The organism is Escherichia sp. 10290, assembly GCF_030295155.1.
Lineage (GTDB): Bacteria > Pseudomonadota > Gammaproteobacteria > Enterobacterales > Enterobacteriaceae > Escherichia > Escherichia coli_F.
This window is the reverse complement of sequence record NZ_AP025741.1, coordinates 4,982,550-5,003,743: the sequence shown is the minus strand read 5'-3', so window position 1 is coordinate 5,003,743 and position 21,194 is coordinate 4,982,550. Positions and strand designations below refer to the sequence as shown.

Genomic DNA, 21,194 nt, shown 5'->3' with positions numbered 1-21,194 from the left:
ACCCAGATTTAATAAAAATTCAACAAACCATACTGGCATAAACGCATCTGTGGTAAAAGCGAGCACCACGCAACATGAGATTTGTTCAACATTAACTCATCGGATCAGTTCAGCAACTATTGCATTAGCTAACAATAAAAATGAAAATGATTTCCACGATACAGAAAAAGGAGACTGTCATGGTCGCACCCATTCCCGCGAAACGCGGCAGAAAACCCGCCGTTGCCACCGCACCAGCGACTGGGCAGGTTCAGTCTTTAACGCGTGGTCTGAAATTACTGGAGTGGATTGCCGAATCCAATGGCAGTGTGGCACTCACGGAACTGGCGCAACAAGCCGGGTTACCCAATTCCACAACCCACCGCCTGCTAACCACGATGCAACAGCAGGGTTTCGTGCGTCAAGTCGGCGAACTGGGACACTGGGCAATCGGCGCACATGCCTTTATGGTCGGCAGCAGCTTTCTCCAGAGCCGTAATTTGTTAGCCATTGTTCACCCTATCCTGCGCAATCTAATGGAAGAGTCTGGCGAAACGGTAAATATGGCGGTGCTTGATCAAAGCGATCACGAAGCGATTATTATCGACCAGGTACAGTGTACGCACCTGATGCGTATGTCCGCCCCTATTGGCGGTAAATTACCGATGCACGCTTCCGGTGCGGGTAAAGCCTTTTTAGCCCAGTTAAGTGAAGAGCAGGTGACGAAGTTACTGCATCGCAAAGGGTTACATGCCTATACCCACGCAACACTGGTGTCTCCTGTACATTTAAAAGAAGATCTCGCCCAAACGCGAAAACGGGGTTATTCATTTGACGATGAGGAACATGCGCTGGGGCTGCGTTGCCTCGCAGCGTGTATTTTCGACGAGCACCGCGAACCATTTGCGGCAATTTCGATTTCCGGACCGATTTCACGTATTACCGATGATCGCGTAACCGAGTTTGGTGCGATGGTGATTAAAGCTGCGAAGGAAGTGACGCTGGCCTACAGCGGGATGCGGTGACATTTTCGCCTCTGATTTATACGAATCGCACGCTAAACCGTTGCCTGCGCCGGTACGCATAAACATCTTCCACATGCCCTTCACGTATGCGGTTTTGTAGTGCGCGCCAGTAATCGGCGCGGAACAGGTCGGCGTGCATCTCTTCAAACAGCGGACCAATGCGCGGATCGGCGCAAAGCCAGTGGCGGAATTCTTCCGGGAAAACATCGCCCGGCGAGACGCTGTACCACGGTTCGCTGGCAAGTTCGTCCTCCGGGTAGCGCGACGGTGGGATGTCGCGGAAGTTTACTTCCGTCATGTAGCAAATTTCATCGTAATCATAAAACACCACGCGCCCGTGACGGGTGACACCGAAGTTTTTAAACAGCATGTCGCCGGGGAAGATGTTGGCGGCAGCAAGCTGGCGAATGGCGTTGCCGTATTCTTCAATGGCGTCGCGCAACTGCTGACCTTCCACTTGTTCCAGCCAGATATTGAGCGGCACCATCCGCCGCTCAATATAAAGATGGCGAATCACAATTTGTTCGCCGAGATCGGTGATTTTTTCCGCTGCTTCCTGGAGCAGTAATGCCATTAATGCCGGGGAAATATGCCGCTTCTCCAGCACAAAGTTTTCAAACTCCTGGGTGTCCGCCATTCGACCCACGCGATCGTGCTCTTTAACCAGTTGGTAGCAGGCACGAACGTGAGCGGCAGACATCTCTTTCTGCGGCGCGAACTTGTCTTTAATCACTTTGAACACCCGGTCAAAACCTGGCAGCGTGAACACCAGCATCACCATCCCACGAATACCCGGCGCTTCAATAAACTGCTCATTACAGCCCTGTAGATAAACGAGATATTCGCGGTAGCTCTCGGTTTTAGCGTGCTTCTGGCAGCCGATAGCCATATACAATTCTGCGGTCGTTTTACCTGGCAGAATTTCCCGTAGCCACTCGACCAGTGCTGCGGGCAGCGGTGCATAAACCATAAAATAGGAGCGTGCGAAGCCAAAGACGATGCTCGCTTCGGCGGTCGTCGTCAGGCAAGTATCAATAAATAACTCGCCGTCGTCCGTCTGGTGGATCGGCAGCAAAAATGGCAATGTGCCGAAAGGCGTGATCAGTTTGCCCACCAGCCAGGCGGCTTTATTGCGATAAAACAGTTCGTTCGCCACCTGTAAATGGCTTTCCGCGAGGTTGTCTGTCCCCAGCGTTTCCGTCAGATGGCGAACGATGTAATGAATGTCACGGCTTTTATTTTGCCAGCGCAGACGCAACGGCAGATCGCTGATAACGCGCATCAGCAGAGATTCCCAGCCGTGATCGGGGTGAAAGTCTTTCGCCAGCGGGCGGGGAATGGTACGAAAACGGCGCTCTGGCTGGGAGCTAAAGATAAAAAGCCGCTCGGGAGTAAGCGAGCGGTGGTCAAATAACCGACAGTACACGGAGTTAAAAAAGCTCTCCGCAATCTCGAAACGCGGGTAGTCCGGCAACAGCCGGGTGTAATGCTCTTTAACGCGCAGTAAAAATGCCGCGTCCGTGCTTTGACCGTTAGTAATGCAGCGCAGTTGCTCCACCACCAGACCCACGTGATGATCGTAAAGATGGATACGGTTTTTCATCGCCTGCTGGACAGCGTGCCAGTCGGCTTGTTCGAAACGCTGCTGCGCCCCGGAAGTCACTTCGAGGAATCGACCATACTGAGCGTCGAAGCCTTGCAGAATGGTTTGTGCAATCAGTAATTCCAGGCCACGCGGCATTTATTGCCCTCATCAGGAGCAGTGAATTGCCGGATAAGACGCGCAAATCGTCGCATCAGGCGTTGATTGCCGGATGCGGCGTGAACGTCTTATCCAGCCTACGGTCAGCAACGGTTGTAGGCCTAATAAGACGCGCAAGCGTCGCATCAGGCATCGTGCACCGATTGCCGGATGCGGCGTGAACGCGTTATCCGGCCTACAATCAGCAACGTGTATCAGTTGCTTAGAACTGCGATTCTTCGGTGGAGCCGGTCAGCGCGGTGACTGAAGACGTGCCGCCCTGAATAATGGTCGTCACTTTATCGAAATAACCTGTACCCACTTCCTGCTGGTGAGATACGAAGGTGTAGCCATCTTTCGCGGCGGCAAATTCCGGTTGCTGCACTTTTTCAACATAGTGCTTCATACCTTCGCCCTGGGCATAGGCGTTTGCCAGGTCGAACATGTTAAACCACATGCTGTGGATGCCTGCCAGGGTGATGAACTGGAACTTGTAGCCCATATCCGACAGCTGCTGCTGGAAGCTGGCAATAGTTTTGTCGTCGAGATTTTTCTGCCAGTTGAAGGACGGCGAGCAGTTATAAGCCAGCAGTTTGCCTGGATATTTCGCGTGGATAGCTTGTGCAAAGCGACGCGCCAGTTCCAGATCCGGCGTAGAGGTTTCACACCAAACCAGGTCAGCATATGGCGCATACGCCAGGCCACGGCTGATTGCTTGCTCAATGCCTGCATGAGTACGGAAGAAGCCTTCGTTGGTGCGCTCGCCGGTAATAAATTCGCTGTCATACGGGTCGCAATCGGAGGTGATCAAATCCGCCGCATCAGCATCGGTACGTGCAACCAGCAGGGTTGGAACGCCCGTAACGTCGGCAGCCAGACGCGCCGCAACCAGTTTCTGGATTGCTTCCTGAGTTGGCACCAGTACTTTACCGCCCATATGACCGCATTTCTTCACTGATGCCAGCTGATCTTCGAAGTGAACTGCCGCTGCACCGGCTTCAATCATCGCTTTCATCAGTTCAAAGGCATTCAGGACACCGCCAAAACCGGCTTCCGCATCGGCAACGATCGGCAGGAAGTAATCGACATAGCGCGGATCGCCCGGCTCAATGCCCGCGGACCATTGGATCTGATCCGCACGGCGGAAGGTGTTGTTGATCCGCTCCACCACAGCTGGCACCGAGTTTGCCGGATAGAGCGACTGATCCGGATACATGCTGGCCGCCAGGTTAGCGTCCGCCGCTACCTGCCATCCCGACAGATAGACTGCTTCAATACCCGCTTTCGCCTGTTGCAGCGCCTGACCGCCAGTCAGTGCACCGAGGCTGTTGATGTAGCCTTTTTTCGACTCGCCATGCAGCAGACGCCACATTTTCGCCGCGCCCAGTTGCGCCAGCGTGCATTCAGGATTGACTGAACCGCGTAATTTCACCACATCTTCCGCGCTGTATGGGCGAGTAATGCCTTCCCAACGCGGTTGAGTCCACTCTTTCTGTAATTCTTCAATTTGTTGTGTACGGGTTTTCATGTGCAGATGCTCCATAGTTATGTGGTGGTTTACGCTAACAGGCGGTAGCCTGGCAGGGTCAGGAAATCAATTAACTCATCGGAAGTGGTGATCTGTTCCATCAAGCGTGCGGCATCGTCAAAACGCCCCTGGGAGAAACGTTCTTCGCCCAGTTCGCTGGCAATGACTTTCATCTCTTCGCCCAGCATCTGGCGGAACAAGGCTTTGGTCACCGGTTTGCCATTACTCAACGTTTTTTGGTGATGGATCCACTGCCAGATGGAGGTACGGGAAATTTCAGCCGTCGCCGCATCTTCCATCAGGCCATAAATCGGCACGCAGCCGTTGCCGGAGATCCATGCTTCGATGTACTGCACAGCCACGCGAATGTTGGCGCGCATACCTTCTTCGGTGCGTTCACCATCACAAGGTGCCAGCAGCTGATCGGCAGTAATCGGCGCGTCTTGTTCGCGCATCACTTCAAGCTGATTTTTACGGGAGCCGAGAATGTCGTTGAATACCGCCATTGCCGTATCCGCAAGGCCCGGGTGGGCAATCCATGTGCCATCGTGACCGTTATTGGCTTCCAGCGATTTATCCGCTTTTACTTTGTTGAGCACCTGGTTATTGCGCTCTTCATCTTTGCTCGGAATAAACGCTGCCATGCCGCCCATCGCAAATGCGCCGCGTTTATGGCAGGTTTTGATTAACAGGCGTGAATAGGCATTAAGGAACGGTTTATCCATCGTCACAGCCTGTCTGTCTGGCAGGACGCGATCGGGATAGTTTTTCAACGTTTTGATATAGCTGAAGATGTAATCCCAACGACCGCAGTTCAGACCAACAATATGGTCACGCAGCGCGTGAAGGATTTCATCCATCTGGAACACGGCGGGCAGCGTTTCAATCAGCAACGTCGCCTTGATGGTGCCGCGCGCCAGATTAAAGCGATCTTCTGCATAGCTGAAGACTTCGCTCCACCAGGCCGCTTCCTGCCAGGACTGGGTTTTTGGCAGATAGAAATAGGGGCCACTGCCTTTTGCCAGTAAGGCCTGGTAGTTGTGAAAGAAGTAGAGCGCAAAATCAAACAGGCTGCCAGGGATTGCCTCACCACGCCAGGTGACATGTTTTTCCGGCAAGTGCAGACCGCGTACCCGACAAATCAACACCGCTGGATTGGGCTTGAGCTGGTAAATTTTGCCTGCTTCATTGGTGTAACTGATGGTGCCATTAACTGCATCGCGCAGGTTAATTTGCCCATCGATCACTTTGTTCCAGTCCGGGGCCAGTGAATCCTCAAAATCGGCCATAAAGACTTTCACATTGGCGTTGAGCGCGTTGATCACCATCTTGCGCTCTACGGGTCCGGTAATCTCTACCCGACGATCTTCTAAGTCCGCAGGAATACCACGAATTTTCCAGTCAACATCACGAATGGAAGCTGTTTCCGAAATAAAATCAGGCAATGTTCCGTTATCGATATCCTGCTGCTGCTGAATGCGCGCTGCCAGAAGTTTATTGCGTTGTGGCGTAAAATGCGTCACCAGCTCAGTCAGAAACTCTACCGCTTCGGCAGTAAGAATTTGCTTCTCCTGCTCGCCATACGGCCTTGTGAAAACCAGTTCATCGGTTGTTGTTGCCTGTTCAGTCATCGTGCTGCTCCTCGTCATGGATCCGAAAACTTCCCCACTGTGAACGAAGGATCGTTGTGCGCTTTTCGTTCAGCACAACTAAGACTACTCATTTAAAATGCAAAATCAAAAACAATTTCCATTTTAATTAAAAATACTTAATAACTTATTGATAACAATATAAATAAAATTTGTTCACCTACTAAGGTGCGTTTCGGAAATAAAAAAGGCACCCGAAGGTGCCTGAGGTAAGGTGCTGAATCGCTTAACGATCGACTATCACAGATGATTAATCCAGCGTTGGATTCATGTGCCGTAGATCGTATGGCGTGATCTGGTAGACGTAATAGTTGAGCCAGTTGGTAAACAGCAAATTACCGTGACTACGCCAGCTCGCTCGCGGTGTATTTTGCGGATCATTATGCGGGAAATAGTTATACGGTACATCCGGGTCTAGTCCGGCTTCCACATCGCGGAAAAATTCCTGCGCCAGCGTTTGCGCATCATATTCGGGATGGCCCGTCACAAAGGCAATGCGCTTATCTTTGCTGGCAAACAGATAGGCATCCCCTTCTTCTGTCTCCGCCAGAATTTCCAGATCGGTGTAATCACGAATCAGCGCTGCCGGAAAGTCAGCATAGCGCGAATGCGGTGCCAGGAATGAATCATCAAAGCCACGCGTCAGAAGCGCATGAGGATGGAGAATATGATGCTCGTAAACGCCAGATAGTTTGTCGGTGCGGGTTTGCTTAGGAATGCCGTAGAGGATATTGAGCGCGGCCTGGACCGCCCAACAGACAAACAGCGTCGAGGTGACGTGATCTTTCGACCACTCCAGCACCTGTTTGATCTGCGGCCAGTAAGCGACATCATTAAACTCCACCAGGCCCAGCGGCGCGCCGGTAACTATCAGACCGTCAAAGTTTTGTTCCTGAATATCTTCAAAGTTACAGTAGAAGTTATTCAGATGCTCTGCGGGCGTGTTGCGCGATTCACGGGAATCGATGCGCAACAGCTGAATATCGACCTGCAAAGGTGAGTTTGAAAGCAGGCGCAGAAACTGATTTTCAGTTTCGATCTTCTTCGGCATCAGGTTAAGGATAAGCACCTTTAGCGGACGAATTTCCTGACCAGACGCGCGAGAAGTTGTCATCACAAAGACGTTTTCTTCACGCAAGAAATTGACGGCGGGTAGCTCGTCCGGCACACGAATCGGCATAACCTGATTACCTCACTACATACGCTTATACGTTTAGACATCCAGATAGCTGAAGATAACCAGAAAATTTGCCAATGTCGAGCCTGCATGTTGAAGGTGAGAAAGTTTCAAGGAAAAGGCTACGTTAGAATATAAGAATGACGAAAAGGAGAGAAAATGGTTATTAGTATTCGCCGCTCACGGCATGAGGAAGGGGAAGAACTGGTTGCGATTTGGTGCCGTTCTGTCGATGCCACTCACGATTTTTTATCAGCAGAGTATCGGGCCGAGCTGGAAGAGCTGGTACGTTCCTTCCTGCCGGAAGCGCCGTTGTGGGTCGCGGTTAATGAGCGGGATCGGCCGGTTGGGTTTATGTTGTTAAGTGGGCAGCATATGGATGCGCTGTTTATCGATCCTGATGTGCGCGGCTGCGGCGTGGGTCGGATGCTGGTGGAACATGCGCTCTCGATGGCACCGGAACTGACAACCAATGTTAATGAGCAAAATGCCCGGGCGGTAGGGTTCTATAAGAAGTTGGGATTTAAGGTTACGGGACGCTCTGAGGTGGACGATTTGGGGAAACCGTATCCGTTGCTGAATCTGGCGTATGTGGAGGCGTAGGCATTTTTTTTCTCATCCCGGTGAGCTGAACTTCAGGTTTCGTACCCACCAATGGTGACATGATTATTTCTGCTTAAGCATTGCCATGACCGCACTATCACTGAGCACCACTGATTGCGCATGGATGTGGAAATGGCGATATTTCATTAACGTTGCACCAGCGACCACTTCATGAAGAATGCGTTCCTCAACCTGTGACAAACCGCCCTCATTCATTTCCAGCGCGCTCACAACAATATCCATACGTTTTGCTGGCAAAAAAGAGTACCAGGGTGAACGTGGGTGGAGTTGCAAAACAAGATCTTGCAGAACTTTTTCTGCAACAAAGAAATTGGCGATTAACAGGCGCTGGTTACTGAAGGCAGCCTCTCCTGACACTTCACGTTTGCTTTCAAGATCGCGAACAGTAATTTGATTACGACGAATTTGGATATACAGAACTGACATGAGATTCCCTTCATCATGCAAATAATTGATATGCAAAAAACCCCGGCCTTATGGACCGGGGTTTTTCTAATTTGATGCCTGGCAGTTCCCTACTCTCGCATGGGGAGACCCCACACTACCATCGGCGCTACGGCGTTTCACTTCTGAGTTCGGCATGGGGTCAGGTGGGACCACCGCGCTAAGGCCGCCAGGCAAATTCTGTTTCATCAGACCGCTTCTGCGTTCTGATTTAATCTGTATCAGGCTGAAAATCTTCTCTCAATCCGCCAAAACATCTTCGGCGTTGTAAGGTTAAGCCTCACGGTTCATTAGTACCGGTTAGCTCAACGCATCGCTGCGCTTACACACCCGGCCTATCAACGTCGTCGTCTTCAACGTTCCTTCAGGACCCTTAAAGGGTCAGGGAGAACTCATCTCGGGGCAAGTTTCGTGCTTAGATGCTTTCAGCACTTATCTCTTCCGCATTTAGCTACCGGGCAGTGCCATTGGCATGACAACCCGAACACCAGTGATGCGTCCACTCCGGTCCTCTCGTACTAGGAGCAGCCCCCCTCAGTTCTCCAGCGCCCACGGCAGATAGGGACCGAACTGTCTCACGACGTTCTAAACCCAGCTCGCGTACCACTTTAAATGGCGAACAGCCATACCCTTGGGACCTACTTCAGCCCCAGGATGTGATGAGCCGACATCGAGGTGCCAAACACCGCCGTCGATATGAACTCTTGGGCGGTATCAGCCTGTTATCCCCGGAGTACCTTTTATCCGTTGAGCGATGGCCCTTCCATTCAGAACCACCGGATCACTATGACCTGCTTTCGCACCTGCTCGCGCCGTCACGCTCGCAGTCAAGCTGGCTTATGCCATTGCACTAACCTCCTGATGTCCGACCAGGATTAGCCAACCTTCGTGCTCCTCCGTTACTCTTTAGGAGGAGACCGCCCCAGTCAAACTACCCACCAGACACTGTCCGCAACCCCGATAAGGGGCCTACGTTAGAACATCAAACATTAAAGGGTGGTATTTCAAGGTCGGCTCCATGCAGACTGGCGTCCACACTTCAAAGCCTCCCACCTATCCTACACATCAAGGCTCAATGTTCAGTGTCAAGCTATAGTAAAGGTTCACGGGGTCTTTCCGTCTTGCCGCGGGTACACTGCATCTTCACAGCGAGTTCAATTTCACTGAGTCTCGGGTGGAGACAGCCTGGCCATCATTACGCCATTCGTGCAGGTCGGAACTTACCCGACAAGGAATTTCGCTACCTTAGGACCGTTATAGTTACGGCCGCCGTTTACCGGGGCTTCGATCAAGAGCTTCGCGTTACCGCTAACCCCATCAATTAACCTTCCGGCACCGGGCAGGCGTCACACCGTATACGTCCACTTTCGTGTTTGCACAGTGCTGTGTTTTTAATAAACAGTTGCAGCCAGCTGGTATCTTCGACTGATTTCAGCTCCACGAGCAAGTCGCTTCACCTACATATCAGCGTGCCTTCTCCCGAAGTTACGGCACCATTTTGCCTAGTTCCTTCACCCGAGTTCTCTCAAGCGCCTTGGTATTCTCTACCTGACCACCTGTGTCGGTTTGGGGTACGATTTGATGTTACCTGATGCTTAGAGGCTTTTCCTGGAAGCAGGGCATTTGTTGCTTCAGCACCGTAGTGCCTCGTCATCACGCCTCAGCCTTGATTTTCCGGATTTGCCTGGAAAACCAGCCTACACGCTTAAACCGGGACAACCGTCGCCCGGCCAACATAGCCTTCTCCGTCCCCCCTTCGCAGTAACACCAAGTACAGGAATATTAACCTGTTTCCCATCGACTACGCCTTTCGGCCTCGCCTTAGGGGTCGACTCACCCTGCCCCGATTAACGTTGGACAGGAACCCTTGGTCTTCCGGCGAGCGGGCTTTTCACCCGCTTTATCGTTACTTATGTCAGCATTCGCACTTCTGATACCTCCAGCATACCTCACAGTACACCTTCGCAGGCTTACAGAACGCTCCCCTACCCAACAACGCATAAGCGTCGCTGCCGCAGCTTCGGTGCATGGTTTAGCCCCGTTACATCTTCCGCGCAGGCCGACTCGACCAGTGAGCTATTACGCTTTCTTTAAATGATGGCTGCTTCTAAGCCAACATCCTGGCTGTCTGGGCCTTCCCACATCGTTTCCCACTTAACCATGACTTTGGGACCTTAGCTGGCGGTCTGGGTTGTTTCCCTCTTCACGACGGACGTTAGCACCCGCCGTGTGTCTCCCGTGATAACATTCTCCGGTATTCGCAGTTTGCATCGGGTTGGTAAGTCGGGATGACCCCCTTGCCGAAACAGTGCTCTACCCCCGGAGATGAATTCACGAGGCGCTACCTAAATAGCTTTCGGGGAGAACCAGCTATCTCCCGGTTTGATTGGCCTTTCACCCCCAGCCACAAGTCATCCGCTAATTTTTCAACATTAGTCGGTTCGGTCCTCCAGTTAGTGTTACCCAACCTTCAACCTGCCCATGGCTAGATCACCGGGTTTCGGGTCTATACCCTGCAACTTAACGCCCAGTTAAGACTCGGTTTCCCTTCGGCTCCCCTATTCGGTTAACCTTGCTACAGAATATAAGTCGCTGACCCATTATACAAAAGGTACGCAGTCACCCCATAAAGAGGCTCCCACTGCTTGTACGTACACGGTTTCAGGTTCTTTTTCACTCCCCTCGCCGGGGTTCTTTTCGCCTTTCCCTCACGGTACTGGTTCACTATCGGTCAGTCAGGAGTATTTAGCCTTGGAGGATGGTCCCCCCATATTCAGACAGGATACCACGTGTCCCGCCCTACTCATCGAGCTCACAGCATGTGCATTTTTGTGTACGGGGCTGTCACCCTGTATCGCGCGCCTTTCCAGACGCTTCCACTAACACACACACTGATTCAGGCTCTGGGCTCCTCCCCGTTCGCTCGCCGCTACTGGGGGAATCTCGGTTGATTTCTTTTCCTCGGGGTACTTAGATGTTTCAGTTCCCCCGGTTCGCCTCATTAACCTATGGATTCAGTTAATGATAGTGTGACGAATCACACTGGGTTTCCCCATTCGGAAATCGCCGGTTATAACGGTTCATATCACCTTACCGACGCTTATCGCAGATTAGCACGTCCTTCATCGCCTCTGACTGCCAGGGCATCCACCGTGTACGCTTAGTCGCTTAACCTCACAACCCGAAAATGTTTCTTTCGATTCATCATCGTGTTGCGAAAATTTGAGAGACTCACGAACAACTTTCGTTGTTCAGTGTTTCAATTTTCAGCTTGATCCAGATTTTTAAAGAGCAAATATCTTAAACATGACTCGTAAGTCATCTTTAACGATATCAAGGTCGGCGACTTTCACTCACAAACCAGCAAGTGGCGTCCCCTAGGGGATTCGAACCCCTGTTACCGCCGTGAAAGGGCGGTGTCCTGGGCCTCTAGACGAAGGGGACACGAAAATTGCTTATCACGCGCTGCGTGATATTTTCGTGTAGGGTGAGCTTTCATTAACAGAAAGCGAACGGCCTTATTCTCTTCAGCCTCACTCCCAACGCGTAAACGCCTTGCTATTCACTTTTCATCAGACAATCTGTGTGAGCACTGCAAAGAACAGTTCTTTAAGGTAAGGAGGTGATCCAACCGCAGGTTCCCCTACGGTTACCTTGTTACGACTTCACCCCAGTCATGAATCACAAAGTGGTAAGCGCCCTCCCGAAGGTTAAGCTACCTACTTCTTTTGCAACCCACTCCCATGGTGTGACGGGCGGTGTGTACAAGGCCCGGGAACGTATTCACCGTGGCATTCTGATCCACGATTACTAGCGATTCCGACTTCATGGAGTCGAGTTGCAGACTCCAATCCGGACTACGACGCACTTTATGAGGTCCGCTTGCTCTCGCGAGGTCGCTTCTCTTTGTATGCGCCATTGTAGCACGTGTGTAGCCCTGGTCGTAAGGGCCATGATGACTTGACGTCATCCCCACCTTCCTCCAGTTTATCACTGGCAGTCTCCTTTGAGTTCCCGGCCGGACCGCTGGCAACAAAGGATAAGGGTTGCGCTCGTTGCGGGACTTAACCCAACATTTCACAACACGAGCTGACGACAGCCATGCAGCACCTGTCTCACGGTTCCCGAAGGCACATTCTCATCTCTGAAAACTTCCGTGGATGTCAAGACCAGGTAAGGTTCTTCGCGTTGCATCGAATTAAACCACATGCTCCACCGCTTGTGCGGGCCCCCGTCAATTCATTTGAGTTTTAACCTTGCGGCCGTACTCCCCAGGCGGTCGACTTAACGCGTTAGCTCCGGAAGCCACGCCTCAAGGGCACAACCTCCAAGTCGACATCGTTTACGGCGTGGACTACCAGGGTATCTAATCCTGTTTGCTCCCCACGCTTTCGCACCTGAGCGTCAGTCTTCGTCCAGGGGGCCGCCTTCGCCACCGGTATTCCTCCAGATCTCTACGCATTTCACCGCTACACCTGGAATTCTACCCCCCTCTACGAGACTCAAGCTTGCCAGTATCAGATGCAGTTCCCAGGTTGAGCCCGGGGATTTCACATCTGACTTAACAAACCGCCTGCGTGCGCTTTACGCCCAGTAATTCCGATTAACGCTTGCACCCTCCGTATTACCGCGGCTGCTGGCACGGAGTTAGCCGGTGCTTCTTCTGCGGGTAACGTCAATGAGCAAAGGTATTAACTTTACTCCCTTCCTCCCCGCTGAAAGTACTTTACAACCCGAAGGCCTTCTTCATACACGCGGCATGGCTGCATCAGGCTTGCGCCCATTGTGCAATATTCCCCACTGCTGCCTCCCGTAGGAGTCTGGACCGTGTCTCAGTTCCAGTGTGGCTGGTCATCCTCTCAGACCAGCTAGGGATCGTCGCCTAGGTGAGCCGTTACCCCACCTACTAGCTAATCCCATCTGGGCACATCCGATGGCAAGAGGCCCGAAGGTCCCCCTCTTTGGTCTTGCGACGTTATGCGGTATTAGCTACCGTTTCCAGTAGTTATCCCCCTCCATCAGGCAGTTTCCCAGACATTACTCACCCGTCCGCCACTCGTCAGCAAAGCAGCAAGCTGCTTCCTGTTACCGTTCGACTTGCATGTGTTAGGCCTGCCGCCAGCGTTCAATCTGAGCCATGATCAAACTCTTCAATTTAAAAGTTTGATGCTCAAAGAATTAAACTTCGTAATAAATTACGTGTTCACTCTTGAGACTTGGTATTCATTTTTCGTCTTGCGACGTTAAGAATCCGTATCTTCGAGTGCCCACACAGATTGTCTGATAAATTGTTAAAGAGCAGTTGCGACGCGGCTTTCAGCTCACTGTCGCGAGGTGGCGTATATTACGCTTTCCTCTTTCAGAGTCAACCCTGAATTTCAGGATTTTTCTCTTCAACCGAACCGGCTGTTTGTGTGAAGTGATTCACATCCGCCGTGTCGATGGAGGCGCATTATAGGGAGTTCTCCGCAGGCCGCAATAGAAAAATTGCAGAAAAATGACTGACTGCTGCATTCCCCAGCAAAACCCCGCTTTATACCTTTTTACGCACAGAGTTATCCACAACCATCAATGTAATTTCTGTATTTTTCCCACGGTAAACACTGTCAAAATTGTGATCACCATTGAAAGAGAAAAATTCGCGAGCGTTGCGCAAACGTTTTCGTTACAATGCGGGCGAAAAATAAGGATGCCCCGTTAGGGGCGTTAGCTGAGTTTTTCGCGAAAAATTCAGCTAACGCTCTCTGTAATAGTCAAATCCAGGGGATTTACCATGCAACAACGTCGTCCAGTCCGCCGCGCTCTGCTCAGTGTTTCTGACAAAGCCGGTATCGTCGAATTCGCCCAGGCACTTTCCGCACGCGGTGTGGAGCTGCTGTCTACAGGGGGCACTGCCCGTCTGTTAGCAGAAAAGGGTCTGCCGGTAACCGAAGTTTCCGATTACACCGGTTTCCCGGAGATGATGGATGGACGCGTGAAGACCCTGCATCCGAAAGTGCATGGTGGCATTCTGGGCCGTCGCGGCCAGGACGATGCCGTTATGGAAGAACATCAGATCCAACCTATCGATATGGTGGTTGTTAACCTCTATCCGTTCGCCCAGACCGTGGCCCGTGAAGGTTGCTCTCTGGAAGATGCGGTTGAGAACATCGATATCGGTGGTCCAACGATGGTGCGCTCCGCCGCCAAGAACCATAAAGATGTCGCAATCGTGGTGAAGAGCAGCGACTACGACGCCATTATTAAAGAGATGGATGCCAACGAAGGATCGCTGACGCTTGCAACCCGTTTCGATCTCGCTATCAAAGCCTTTGAACATACCGCCGCCTACGACAGCATGATTGCCAACTACTTCGGCAGCATGGTTCCGGCTTATCACGGTGAAAGCAAAGAAGCCGCCGGTCGCTTCCCGCGTACGCTGAACCTGAACTTCATTAAGAAGCAGGATATGCGCTACGGCGAGAACAGCCACCAGCAGGCTGCCTTCTATATAGAAGAGAATGTGAAAGAAGCCTCCGTTGCCACCGCAACCCAGGTTCAGGGTAAAGCCCTCTCTTATAACAACATCGCCGATACCGATGCGGCGCTGGAGTGCGTGAAAGAGTTCGCCGAGCCGGCATGTGTGATTGTGAAGCACGCCAACCCTTGCGGTGTGGCTATCGGCAATTCCATTCTTGATGCTTACGATCGCGCGTATAAAACCGACCCCACCTCGGCGTTCGGCGGCATTATCGCCTTTAACCGCGAGCTGGATGCTGAAACCGCACAGGCCATCATTTCTCGTCAGTTTGTTGAAGTGATTATTGCGCCGTCCGCCAGCGAAGAAGCGTTGAAAATCACCGCCGCTAAACAGAACGTACGTGTCCTGACATGTGGTCAGTGGGCCGAGCGTGTTCCAGGCCTTGATTTCAAACGCGTGAACGGCGGTCTGCTGGTTCAGGATCGTGACCTGGGGATGGTTGGTGCAGAAGAACTGCGCGTCGTCACCAAACGTCAGCCGACCGAACAGGAGCTGCGTGATGCGCTATTCTGCTGGAAGGTGGCGAAGTTCGTGAAATCTAACGCCATTGTCTACGCCAAAAACAATATGACCATCGGTATTGGCGCAGGCCAGATGAGCCGCGTGTACTCCGCGAAAATCGCCGGTATTAAAGCTGCCGATGAAGGCCTGGAAGTGAAAGGTTCGTCAATGGCTTCTGACGCATTCTTCCCGTTCCGCGACGGTATTGATGCCGCGGCCGCTGCGGGCGTGACCTGCGTAATCCAGCCTGGCGGTTCTATCCGTGATGACGAAGTGATTGCCGCCGCCGACGAGCACGGTATTGCGATGCTCTTCACCGACATGCGCCACTTCCGCCATTAATGGAGCGACAGATGAAAGTATTAGTGATTGGTAATGGCGGGCGCGAGCACGCGCTGGCCTGGAAAGCGGCCCAGTCGCCGCTGGTTGAGACTGTTTTTGTTGCTCCGGGTAACGCAGGCACTGCACTGGAACCCGCGCTGCAAAACGTCGCTATCGGCGTGACCGATATCCCGGCACTGCTAGATTTCGCGCAAAATGAAAAGGTAGATTTAACCATCGTCGGCCCGGAAGCGCCGCTGGTGAAAGGCGTGGTCGATACCTTCCGCGCCGCCGGGCTGAAAATCTTCGGACCAACCGCAGGCGCCGCACAACTGGAAGGCTCGAAAGCGTTTACCAAGGATTTCCTGGCCCGCCATAAGATCCCTACGGCGGAATACCAGAACTTCACCGAGGTAGAACCTGCACTGGCGTATCTGCGTGAGAAAGGCGCGCCAATCGTCATTAAAGCGGACGGTCTGGCTGCCGGGAAAGGCGTTATCGTAGCGATGACGCTGGAAGAAGCCGAAGCGGCCGTTCACGACATGCTGGCAGGCAACGCTTTTGGCGACGCGGGTCATCGTATTGTTATCGAAGAGTTCCTCGACGGCGAAGAAGCGAGCTTTATCGTGATGGTGGACGGTGAGCATGTGCTGCCAATGGCCACCAGCCAGGATCACAAACGCGTAGGCGATAAAGATACCGGGCCGAACACGGGCGGTATGGGCGCTTACTCCCCTGCGCCAGTGGTGACCGATGAAGTTCATCTGCGCACGATGGAACGTATCATCTGGCCAACCGTGAAAGGTATGGCGGCGGAAGGCAACACCTACACCGGTTTTCTCTATGCGGGCCTGATGATCGACAAACAGGGTAATCCGAAGGTTATCGAATTTAACTGCCGCTTTGGCGATCCGGAAACCCAGCCGATTATGCTACGCATGAAGTCCGATCTGGTTGAGCTTTGCCTGGCGGCCTGTGAAGGTACGCTTGACGAGAAAACGTCCGAGTGGGATGAACGCGCTTCTCTCGGCGTGGTGATGGCTGCGGGTGGATATCCGGGCGATTACCGCACCGGCGATGTGATCCACGGCCTGCCGCTGGAAGAAGTGTCTGACGGCAAAGTGTTCCACGCGGGCACAAAACTGGCGGATGACGAGCAGGTGGTAACCAGCGGCGGGCGCGTACTGTGCGTCACCGCGCTGGGTCATACCGTGGCAGAAGCGCAGAAACGCGCTTATGCCTTAATGACCGATATCCATTGGGACGATTGCTTCTGCCGGAAGGATATCGGCTGGCGCGCCATCGAACGCGAGCAGAACTAACGCGACAGTTTTGCCAATAGCGTTTTGCGCGTAATCCCTAACTGACGGGCGGCTTCGGTTTTGTTGCCGCCCGTTTTCTCCAGCGCCGCCAGAATCACTTCCTTTTCGACTTCCACCAGCGGCTGAATATCCTGACTTTGCACCAGCGGGATCGGCGTACTGGCAATCGCCAGCGGCAGCTCGCGTTCGGAAATATATTCCCCGGTCAGCAGCACCACCGCCCGTTCCACCGCGTTTTCCAGTTCACGAATATTTCCCGGCCAGTCGTAGTGAATCAGCAGATCCATCGCCTGGGGAGTAAACCCTTTTACCGCCTTGCGATTGCGTTCGGCAAAGCGCTGCAGAAAATGGTTAGCCAGCAGTGGAATATCTTCCCGCCGTTGCCGTAGCGAAGGTACTTCAATCGCCACCACATTCAGGCGATAGTAGAGATCCTGACGAAAACGCCCGGCCTTTACCTCAGCGGCAAGATCGCGATGAGTCGCCGCAATCAGCCGGACATCAACCGAGATAGTCTGATTGCTACCGACACGCTGGACTTCGCGCTCCTGAATCGCACGCAGTAGACGAACCTGCATCATCAGTGAGATATCGCCAATTTCATCGAGAAACAGCGTGCCGCCGTCTGCCTCCACAAAGCGCCCTTCCCGCCGTTTGTCGGCTCCGGTAAACGCCCCTTTTTCGTGACCGAACAATTCAGATTCCAGTAAGGATTCGTTGAGTGCCGCACAGTTGAGCGTTACCAGCGGCTTTTCACTCCGTGCGCTACTGGCGTGAATCGCCCTGGCGACCAGCTCTTTACCGGTGCCGGAATCGCCGTGGATCAGCACCGTGGCTTCCGATGGCGCGACAAGGGCGATTTCACTGAGCAGGTGTTGCATCGCCGGGCTTTTACCGACCATACCGAACTGGCTGGCAGACACCGCAGGCGTTTCAGCATCAACACTGTGCGTATGCGCAAGCGCCTTTTCCAGGGTTGCCTGCAGGTTATCGAAATCCAGCGGCTTGATGAGATAATCCAGCGCCCCGGTTTTCAACGCCTCTACCGCCGTCTCGACGCTGGAGTACGCGGTCATAATCAGTACCGGAATTGCCGGATTTAACGCTTTGATCTCTTTCAGCGTGGCGATGCCATCCATCTCTGCCATTCGCACATCACAAAGCACAAGATCAAAAACCTGTTCCCGCACTTGCTCCAGCGCCTGTCGCCCGCTGTTTGCCAGCACGACGTTATAGCCCCAGCCGCGCAGCAATGCCTGCAAGATAGTGCAGTGGCTAATGTCATCATCCACCACCAGAATATCGATATTATCGTGCGTCATCCTTGTGGGTCCTTACGCGTAATATTGACCGGAAGCCAGAGGGTGAACGTTGCACCTTTCCCCTCCTGGCTTACGACCTGAATTGTACCACCGTGTTGTTCAACAATATTATGCACAACCGCCAGCCCCAGTCCGGTGCCTTCGGCTTTGGTGGTGAAGTACGGGGTGAAGATGGCTTCAAGCTGATCCGCCGCAATTCCCTTACCGCTGTCGGTTACGTTTATTTTAACGCCTGCGCTGCTTTCGCTGGCCGTCACGCTAATCACGCCATGCTGACCAATAGCCTGAATAGCATTGAGATAGAGATTCAACAGGACCTGAGTCAGTCGGTCCGGATCGGCCTGTATCTTCGGCAATGCGTCGTTGGCGGTAAAGCGTAATTGGATCTCCCTACTGTTTGCATCCTGGCTTACCAGTTGTAATGAGTGGTTAATCAGCGTGTTGAGATCCACCGCCTTCAAAGCAAGATGCGTTGGCTTAACCAGCTCCAGCAGCTCGCTTACCACGCGGTTTAAACGGTCGGCTTCTTTCGCCATCACCTGCGCCAATTGATGTGCTTCTCCTCCTGCTGGTGCGCGTTCGGCAAAATATTTCGCCAGCCCTTTAATCGAGGAAAGCGGGTTACGGATTTCATGGGCGACGCCTGCGGCCAGATGTCCCAGCGCCACCAGCTTCTCTTTGCGCTTCATTTCATCCTGTAACAGCTGGCGCGAGCGAAGATAGCGGCGATACCAGAAGAATGACAACACGCTTGCCAGCAAGACCGTCGCCAGGGCGAAGAGGATAATCAGGGTGTTTCTCTGCTCACGCTCTTCGGCACTCACAATGTTACTGGCGTCGAAAGCGATAAAAATTGCTTGTGGTGTCGTGGCATACTGCTGCATATGGCGCATCCGGTGCATTCCAGCAGCAAACATCGGTTGAAACTGGCGATAAATTTCCAGAACAGGCTCGCCGTCTGCGCTATCGATCCGCCGCCACGCTTCTTCGTCTCCCGGATGTAACTGCTGCATTTCCTGCGGGGAATAAAGCTGTTTTCCCACCATGCCGGAGTTGCTATGCATCACGATTGTTCCTTGTTCATCCGTGACCGCAAACCAACGCACTCCTGGCTGCCCAGCCATTTCTTCCAGTAAAGCCTGCTGCTGCGCATGATGCATGCGCATCCCCATACCGACGCGCGAGCCGGATTCGAGAGCGCGGATAAGTACACTGCCTTTTTCCAGCAGAGTTTGTCTGGCGGCGGCAGTCTCGCGCCCATAATCGCGAATCACGGTCACCGCAAACAACCCCACCAGTCCAACAATGACTACGGGAAGGATCGCGCTTAACCATTTTGCTGAGGCATCTTTTGATCGCTGCATAAAACGCATCTTCTTCTTTGCCTGTTCATCCCTTTTTGACAGCAGAAATCATGCCATCTTTTATTAGCACTTACCCTGCGCTTTAACACAAAGGCTTAAGTTTCAATGAGTAAAAATGACTCGCTACACACAGCTGGCGAGTCATTTTTACTCGTTTATCATGTCATATTGCCCGTCATATCAGCGTTTCGCCGTTGGCACGAAAGATGCAATACACAAAGTAAGACAACCACTGGAGGATTAACCATGAAACGGAACACGAAAATTGCCCTGGTGATGATGGCGCTTTCAGCAATGGCGATGGGATCGACATCTGCATTTGCTCACGGCGGACACGGTATGTGGCAGCAAAATGCCGCGCCTTTGACCAGCGAACAACAGACAGCGTGGCAGAAAATCCATAATGACTTTTACGCTCAAAGCAGCGCACTGCAACAGCAACTGGTGACGAAGCGTTATGAATACAATGCCCTGTTAGCCGCGAACCCACCGGATAGCAGCAAAATTAACGCGGTCGCCAAAGAGATGGAGAATTTGCGTCAGTCGTTAGATGAGTTACGGGTGAAACGAGATATTGCGATGGCTGAAGCGGGTATTCCGCGCGGTACCGGAATGGGTTACGGCGGCTGCGGTGGTGGCGGTCATATGGGTATGGGCCACTGGTAAATCAGAACGTTTTCTCGTTGGGTTGCCAGCGACAGAAATCAGAGTTTGCCACTAACAGTAATTGCGAACCTTCGGGCGCTTCCAGCCATGCCACGCTGACATCAACAGAAGAGCGGCTCTGGCGGCGCTCGATATGCGCTATCGCCTGCGAATCTAAATCAGGTTTAATGGTTTGCCCTTCGCAGGTGGTCACGGTCTGTTCCATCGCATGCCAGCGCCCCTGGCGCAGCACGACTCTCCCCTGACGTAAGGCATCGCTAATCTGGCGGATCTGATCAGCACGATAACGGTATAAATCGATTTGGTCGTTAGAAAGCTGCTGCTTTTCCCCATCGGATTCACGTTGCATAAAGCTCAGATCGCCGCGATCGTCAAAACGCGCGCGAATGTTCACCGGCGGTTTGCTGTAAACATTGATATTGATGAGCGTGAGGTTATCGCCCTGCCAGCGATACTCTCGCGTCGTGGTATCGCCACTGCGCCACGGGCTAAACACAGCAAGCAGATGCACATTATCGCCACTGTCTTTTCGCCAGATACGTACCGCGCCCTGATCTTCAGCAAATCCACTGGCGGTAAAGGGAGGAAGTGAAGAGTTGTGGCTACAGGCAGTGAGAAACAGAGCGCCCGCCAGCATCAATGATCGACGCCAGAAAGACAAAAGGGGTGAAACCACCCCTTCGTTAAAACTGTTCACTGCCACGCAATCTTACTTAACTGCGTCTTTCAGTGCCTTGCCAGAAACAAATGCCGGCACGTTAGCTGCGGCAATTTTGATTTCTTTACCGGTCTGCGGGTTGCGGCCAGTACGCTCAGCGCGGTGGTTCACTTTGAAGGTACCGAAACCAACCAGTTGTACAGCATCGCCTTCTTTCAGAGACTCAGTAATTGCAGCCAGAGTGGACTCCAGAGCAGCTTTAGCCTGGGTTTTGGACAGTTCTGCTTTCTCTGCAATTACATCAATCAGTTGAGTCTTGTTCATAAGTTATCCTTACAATGTGTTTATCGCTT

Annotated in this window: 14 protein-coding genes, 1 tRNA gene and 3 rRNA genes; 5 read left to right on the top strand and 13 right to left on the bottom strand. The window is 52.6% G+C overall.

From position 1 onward, the window contains the following. Positions 1 to 179 precede the first annotated feature (179 nt). Positions 180 to 1,004, top strand: a complete 825-nt coding sequence (iclR, locus tag QUE74_RS24935) for a glyoxylate bypass operon transcriptional repressor IclR (protein WP_000226404.1) — start codon at positions 180 to 182, stop codon at positions 1,002 to 1,004. A gap of 16 nt (positions 1,005 to 1,020) precedes the next feature. Here the strand turns inward: iclR and aceK are convergent, their stop codons facing one another. The 4 genes from aceK to metA all read right to left on the bottom strand — a co-directional run bounded on the left by aceK (position 1,021) and on the right by metA (position 7,102). Continuing rightward, the gene (gene aceK / locus QUE74_RS24930; protein ID WP_001137226.1) at positions 1,021 to 2,745 is read right to left on the bottom strand and encodes a bifunctional isocitrate dehydrogenase kinase/phosphatase; all 1,725 of its coding nucleotides are present in this window, start codon (positions 2,743 to 2,745) and stop codon (positions 1,021 to 1,023) included. 223 nt (positions 2,746 to 2,968) lie between these two features. Further along, entirely contained in the window at positions 2,969 to 4,273 is a 1,305-nt protein-coding gene (gene aceA / locus QUE74_RS24925) for an isocitrate lyase (RefSeq protein WP_000857849.1), read from the bottom strand. 29 nt (positions 4,274 to 4,302) lie between these two features. Continuing rightward, positions 4,303 to 5,904 (bottom strand): malate synthase A, encoded by a 1,602-nt coding sequence (aceB, locus tag QUE74_RS24920; protein WP_000138924.1) that lies wholly within the window; start codon positions 5,902 to 5,904, stop codon positions 4,303 to 4,305. Positions 5,905 to 6,172: 268 nt separating this feature from the next. Beyond that, positions 6,173 to 7,102: a homoserine O-acetyltransferase MetA gene (metA, locus tag QUE74_RS24915; protein ID WP_001122782.1), complete on the bottom strand. Its 930-nt coding sequence runs from the start codon at positions 7,100 to 7,102 to the stop codon at positions 6,173 to 6,175. A 156-nt stretch (positions 7,103 to 7,258) separates the two neighbouring features. Here metA and QUE74_RS24910 point away from each other — a divergent pair, with 156 nt between their 5' ends. Further along, positions 7,259 to 7,702 (top strand): acetyltransferase, encoded by a 444-nt coding sequence (locus QUE74_RS24910; RefSeq protein ID WP_000236983.1) that lies wholly within the window; start codon positions 7,259 to 7,261, stop codon positions 7,700 to 7,702. 63 nt (positions 7,703 to 7,765) lie between these two features. Here QUE74_RS24910 and QUE74_RS24905 read toward each other — a convergent pair whose 3' ends face one another. From QUE74_RS24905 to QUE74_RS24885, 5 genes are all read right to left on the bottom strand, one after another. Then, a complete protein-coding gene (locus QUE74_RS24905) occupies positions 7,766 to 8,149 on the bottom strand; it encodes a YjaA family stress response protein (RefSeq protein WP_001353546.1) in 384 nt (127 codons plus the stop codon). Positions 8,150 to 8,225: 76 nt separating this feature from the next. Further along, a 5S ribosomal RNA gene (rrf, locus tag QUE74_RS24900) occupies positions 8,226 to 8,341 on the bottom strand. A gap of 95 nt (positions 8,342 to 8,436) precedes the next feature. Next, positions 8,437 to 11,341: ribosomal RNA gene (locus tag QUE74_RS24895) — 23S ribosomal RNA — on the bottom strand. A gap of 194 nt (positions 11,342 to 11,535) precedes the next feature. Beyond that, positions 11,536 to 11,611: transfer RNA gene (locus QUE74_RS24890), tRNA-Glu, on the bottom strand. 171 nt (positions 11,612 to 11,782) lie between these two features. After that, positions 11,783 to 13,324 (bottom strand): 16S ribosomal RNA (locus QUE74_RS24885). Together the 16S, 23S and 5S rRNA genes with 1 tRNA gene alongside form the textbook arrangement of a ribosomal RNA operon. Before the next feature lie 616 nt (positions 13,325 to 13,940). On the opposite strand from QUE74_RS24885, the gene purH reads away from it, so the two are divergent. Then, positions 13,941 to 15,530 carry a bifunctional phosphoribosylaminoimidazolecarboxamide formyltransferase/IMP cyclohydrolase gene (gene purH, locus QUE74_RS24880; protein WP_001187581.1) on the top strand — a complete coding sequence of 530 codons (1,590 nt, stop codon included), beginning with the start codon at positions 13,941 to 13,943 and terminating at the stop codon, positions 15,528 to 15,530. Between the two features lie 11 nt (positions 15,531 to 15,541). Continuing rightward, positions 15,542 to 16,831 carry a phosphoribosylamine--glycine ligase gene (purD, locus tag QUE74_RS24875; protein WP_000866832.1) on the top strand — a complete coding sequence of 430 codons (1,290 nt, stop codon included), beginning with the start codon at positions 15,542 to 15,544 and terminating at the stop codon, positions 16,829 to 16,831. Here the strand turns inward: purD and zraR are convergent. After that, complete coding sequence (gene zraR, locus QUE74_RS24870) at positions 16,828 to 18,153, bottom strand: sigma-54-dependent response regulator transcription factor ZraR (RefSeq protein WP_000148560.1); 1,326 nt, start codon at positions 18,151 to 18,153, stop codon at positions 16,828 to 16,830. The genes purD and zraR overlap by 4 nt on opposite strands. Next, complete coding sequence (gene zraS / locus QUE74_RS24865; protein ID WP_001211884.1) at positions 18,150 to 19,526, bottom strand: two-component system sensor histidine kinase ZraS; 1,377 nt, start codon at positions 19,524 to 19,526, stop codon at positions 18,150 to 18,152. The genes zraR and zraS overlap by 4 nt, the downstream gene beginning before the upstream one ends. A 237-nt stretch (positions 19,527 to 19,763) precedes the next feature. On the opposite strand from zraS, the gene zraP reads away from it, so the two are divergent. Beyond that, positions 19,764 to 20,183, top strand: a complete 420-nt coding sequence (gene zraP / locus QUE74_RS24860; RefSeq protein ID WP_001296714.1) for a zinc resistance sensor/chaperone ZraP — start codon at positions 19,764 to 19,766, stop codon at positions 20,181 to 20,183. A gap of 1 nt (position 20,184) precedes the next feature. On the opposite strand, the gene QUE74_RS24855 is transcribed toward zraP, so the two are convergent. Further along, the gene (locus tag QUE74_RS24855) at positions 20,185 to 20,880 is read right to left on the bottom strand and encodes a DUF1481 domain-containing protein (protein WP_001300651.1); all 696 of its coding nucleotides are present in this window, start codon (positions 20,878 to 20,880) and stop codon (positions 20,185 to 20,187) included. A gap of 12 nt (positions 20,881 to 20,892) precedes the next feature. After that, complete coding sequence (gene hupA, locus QUE74_RS24850; protein ID WP_001044513.1) at positions 20,893 to 21,165, bottom strand: nucleoid-associated protein HU-alpha; 273 nt, start codon at positions 21,163 to 21,165, stop codon at positions 20,893 to 20,895. Between the last annotated feature and the right edge of the window lie 29 nt (positions 21,166 to 21,194).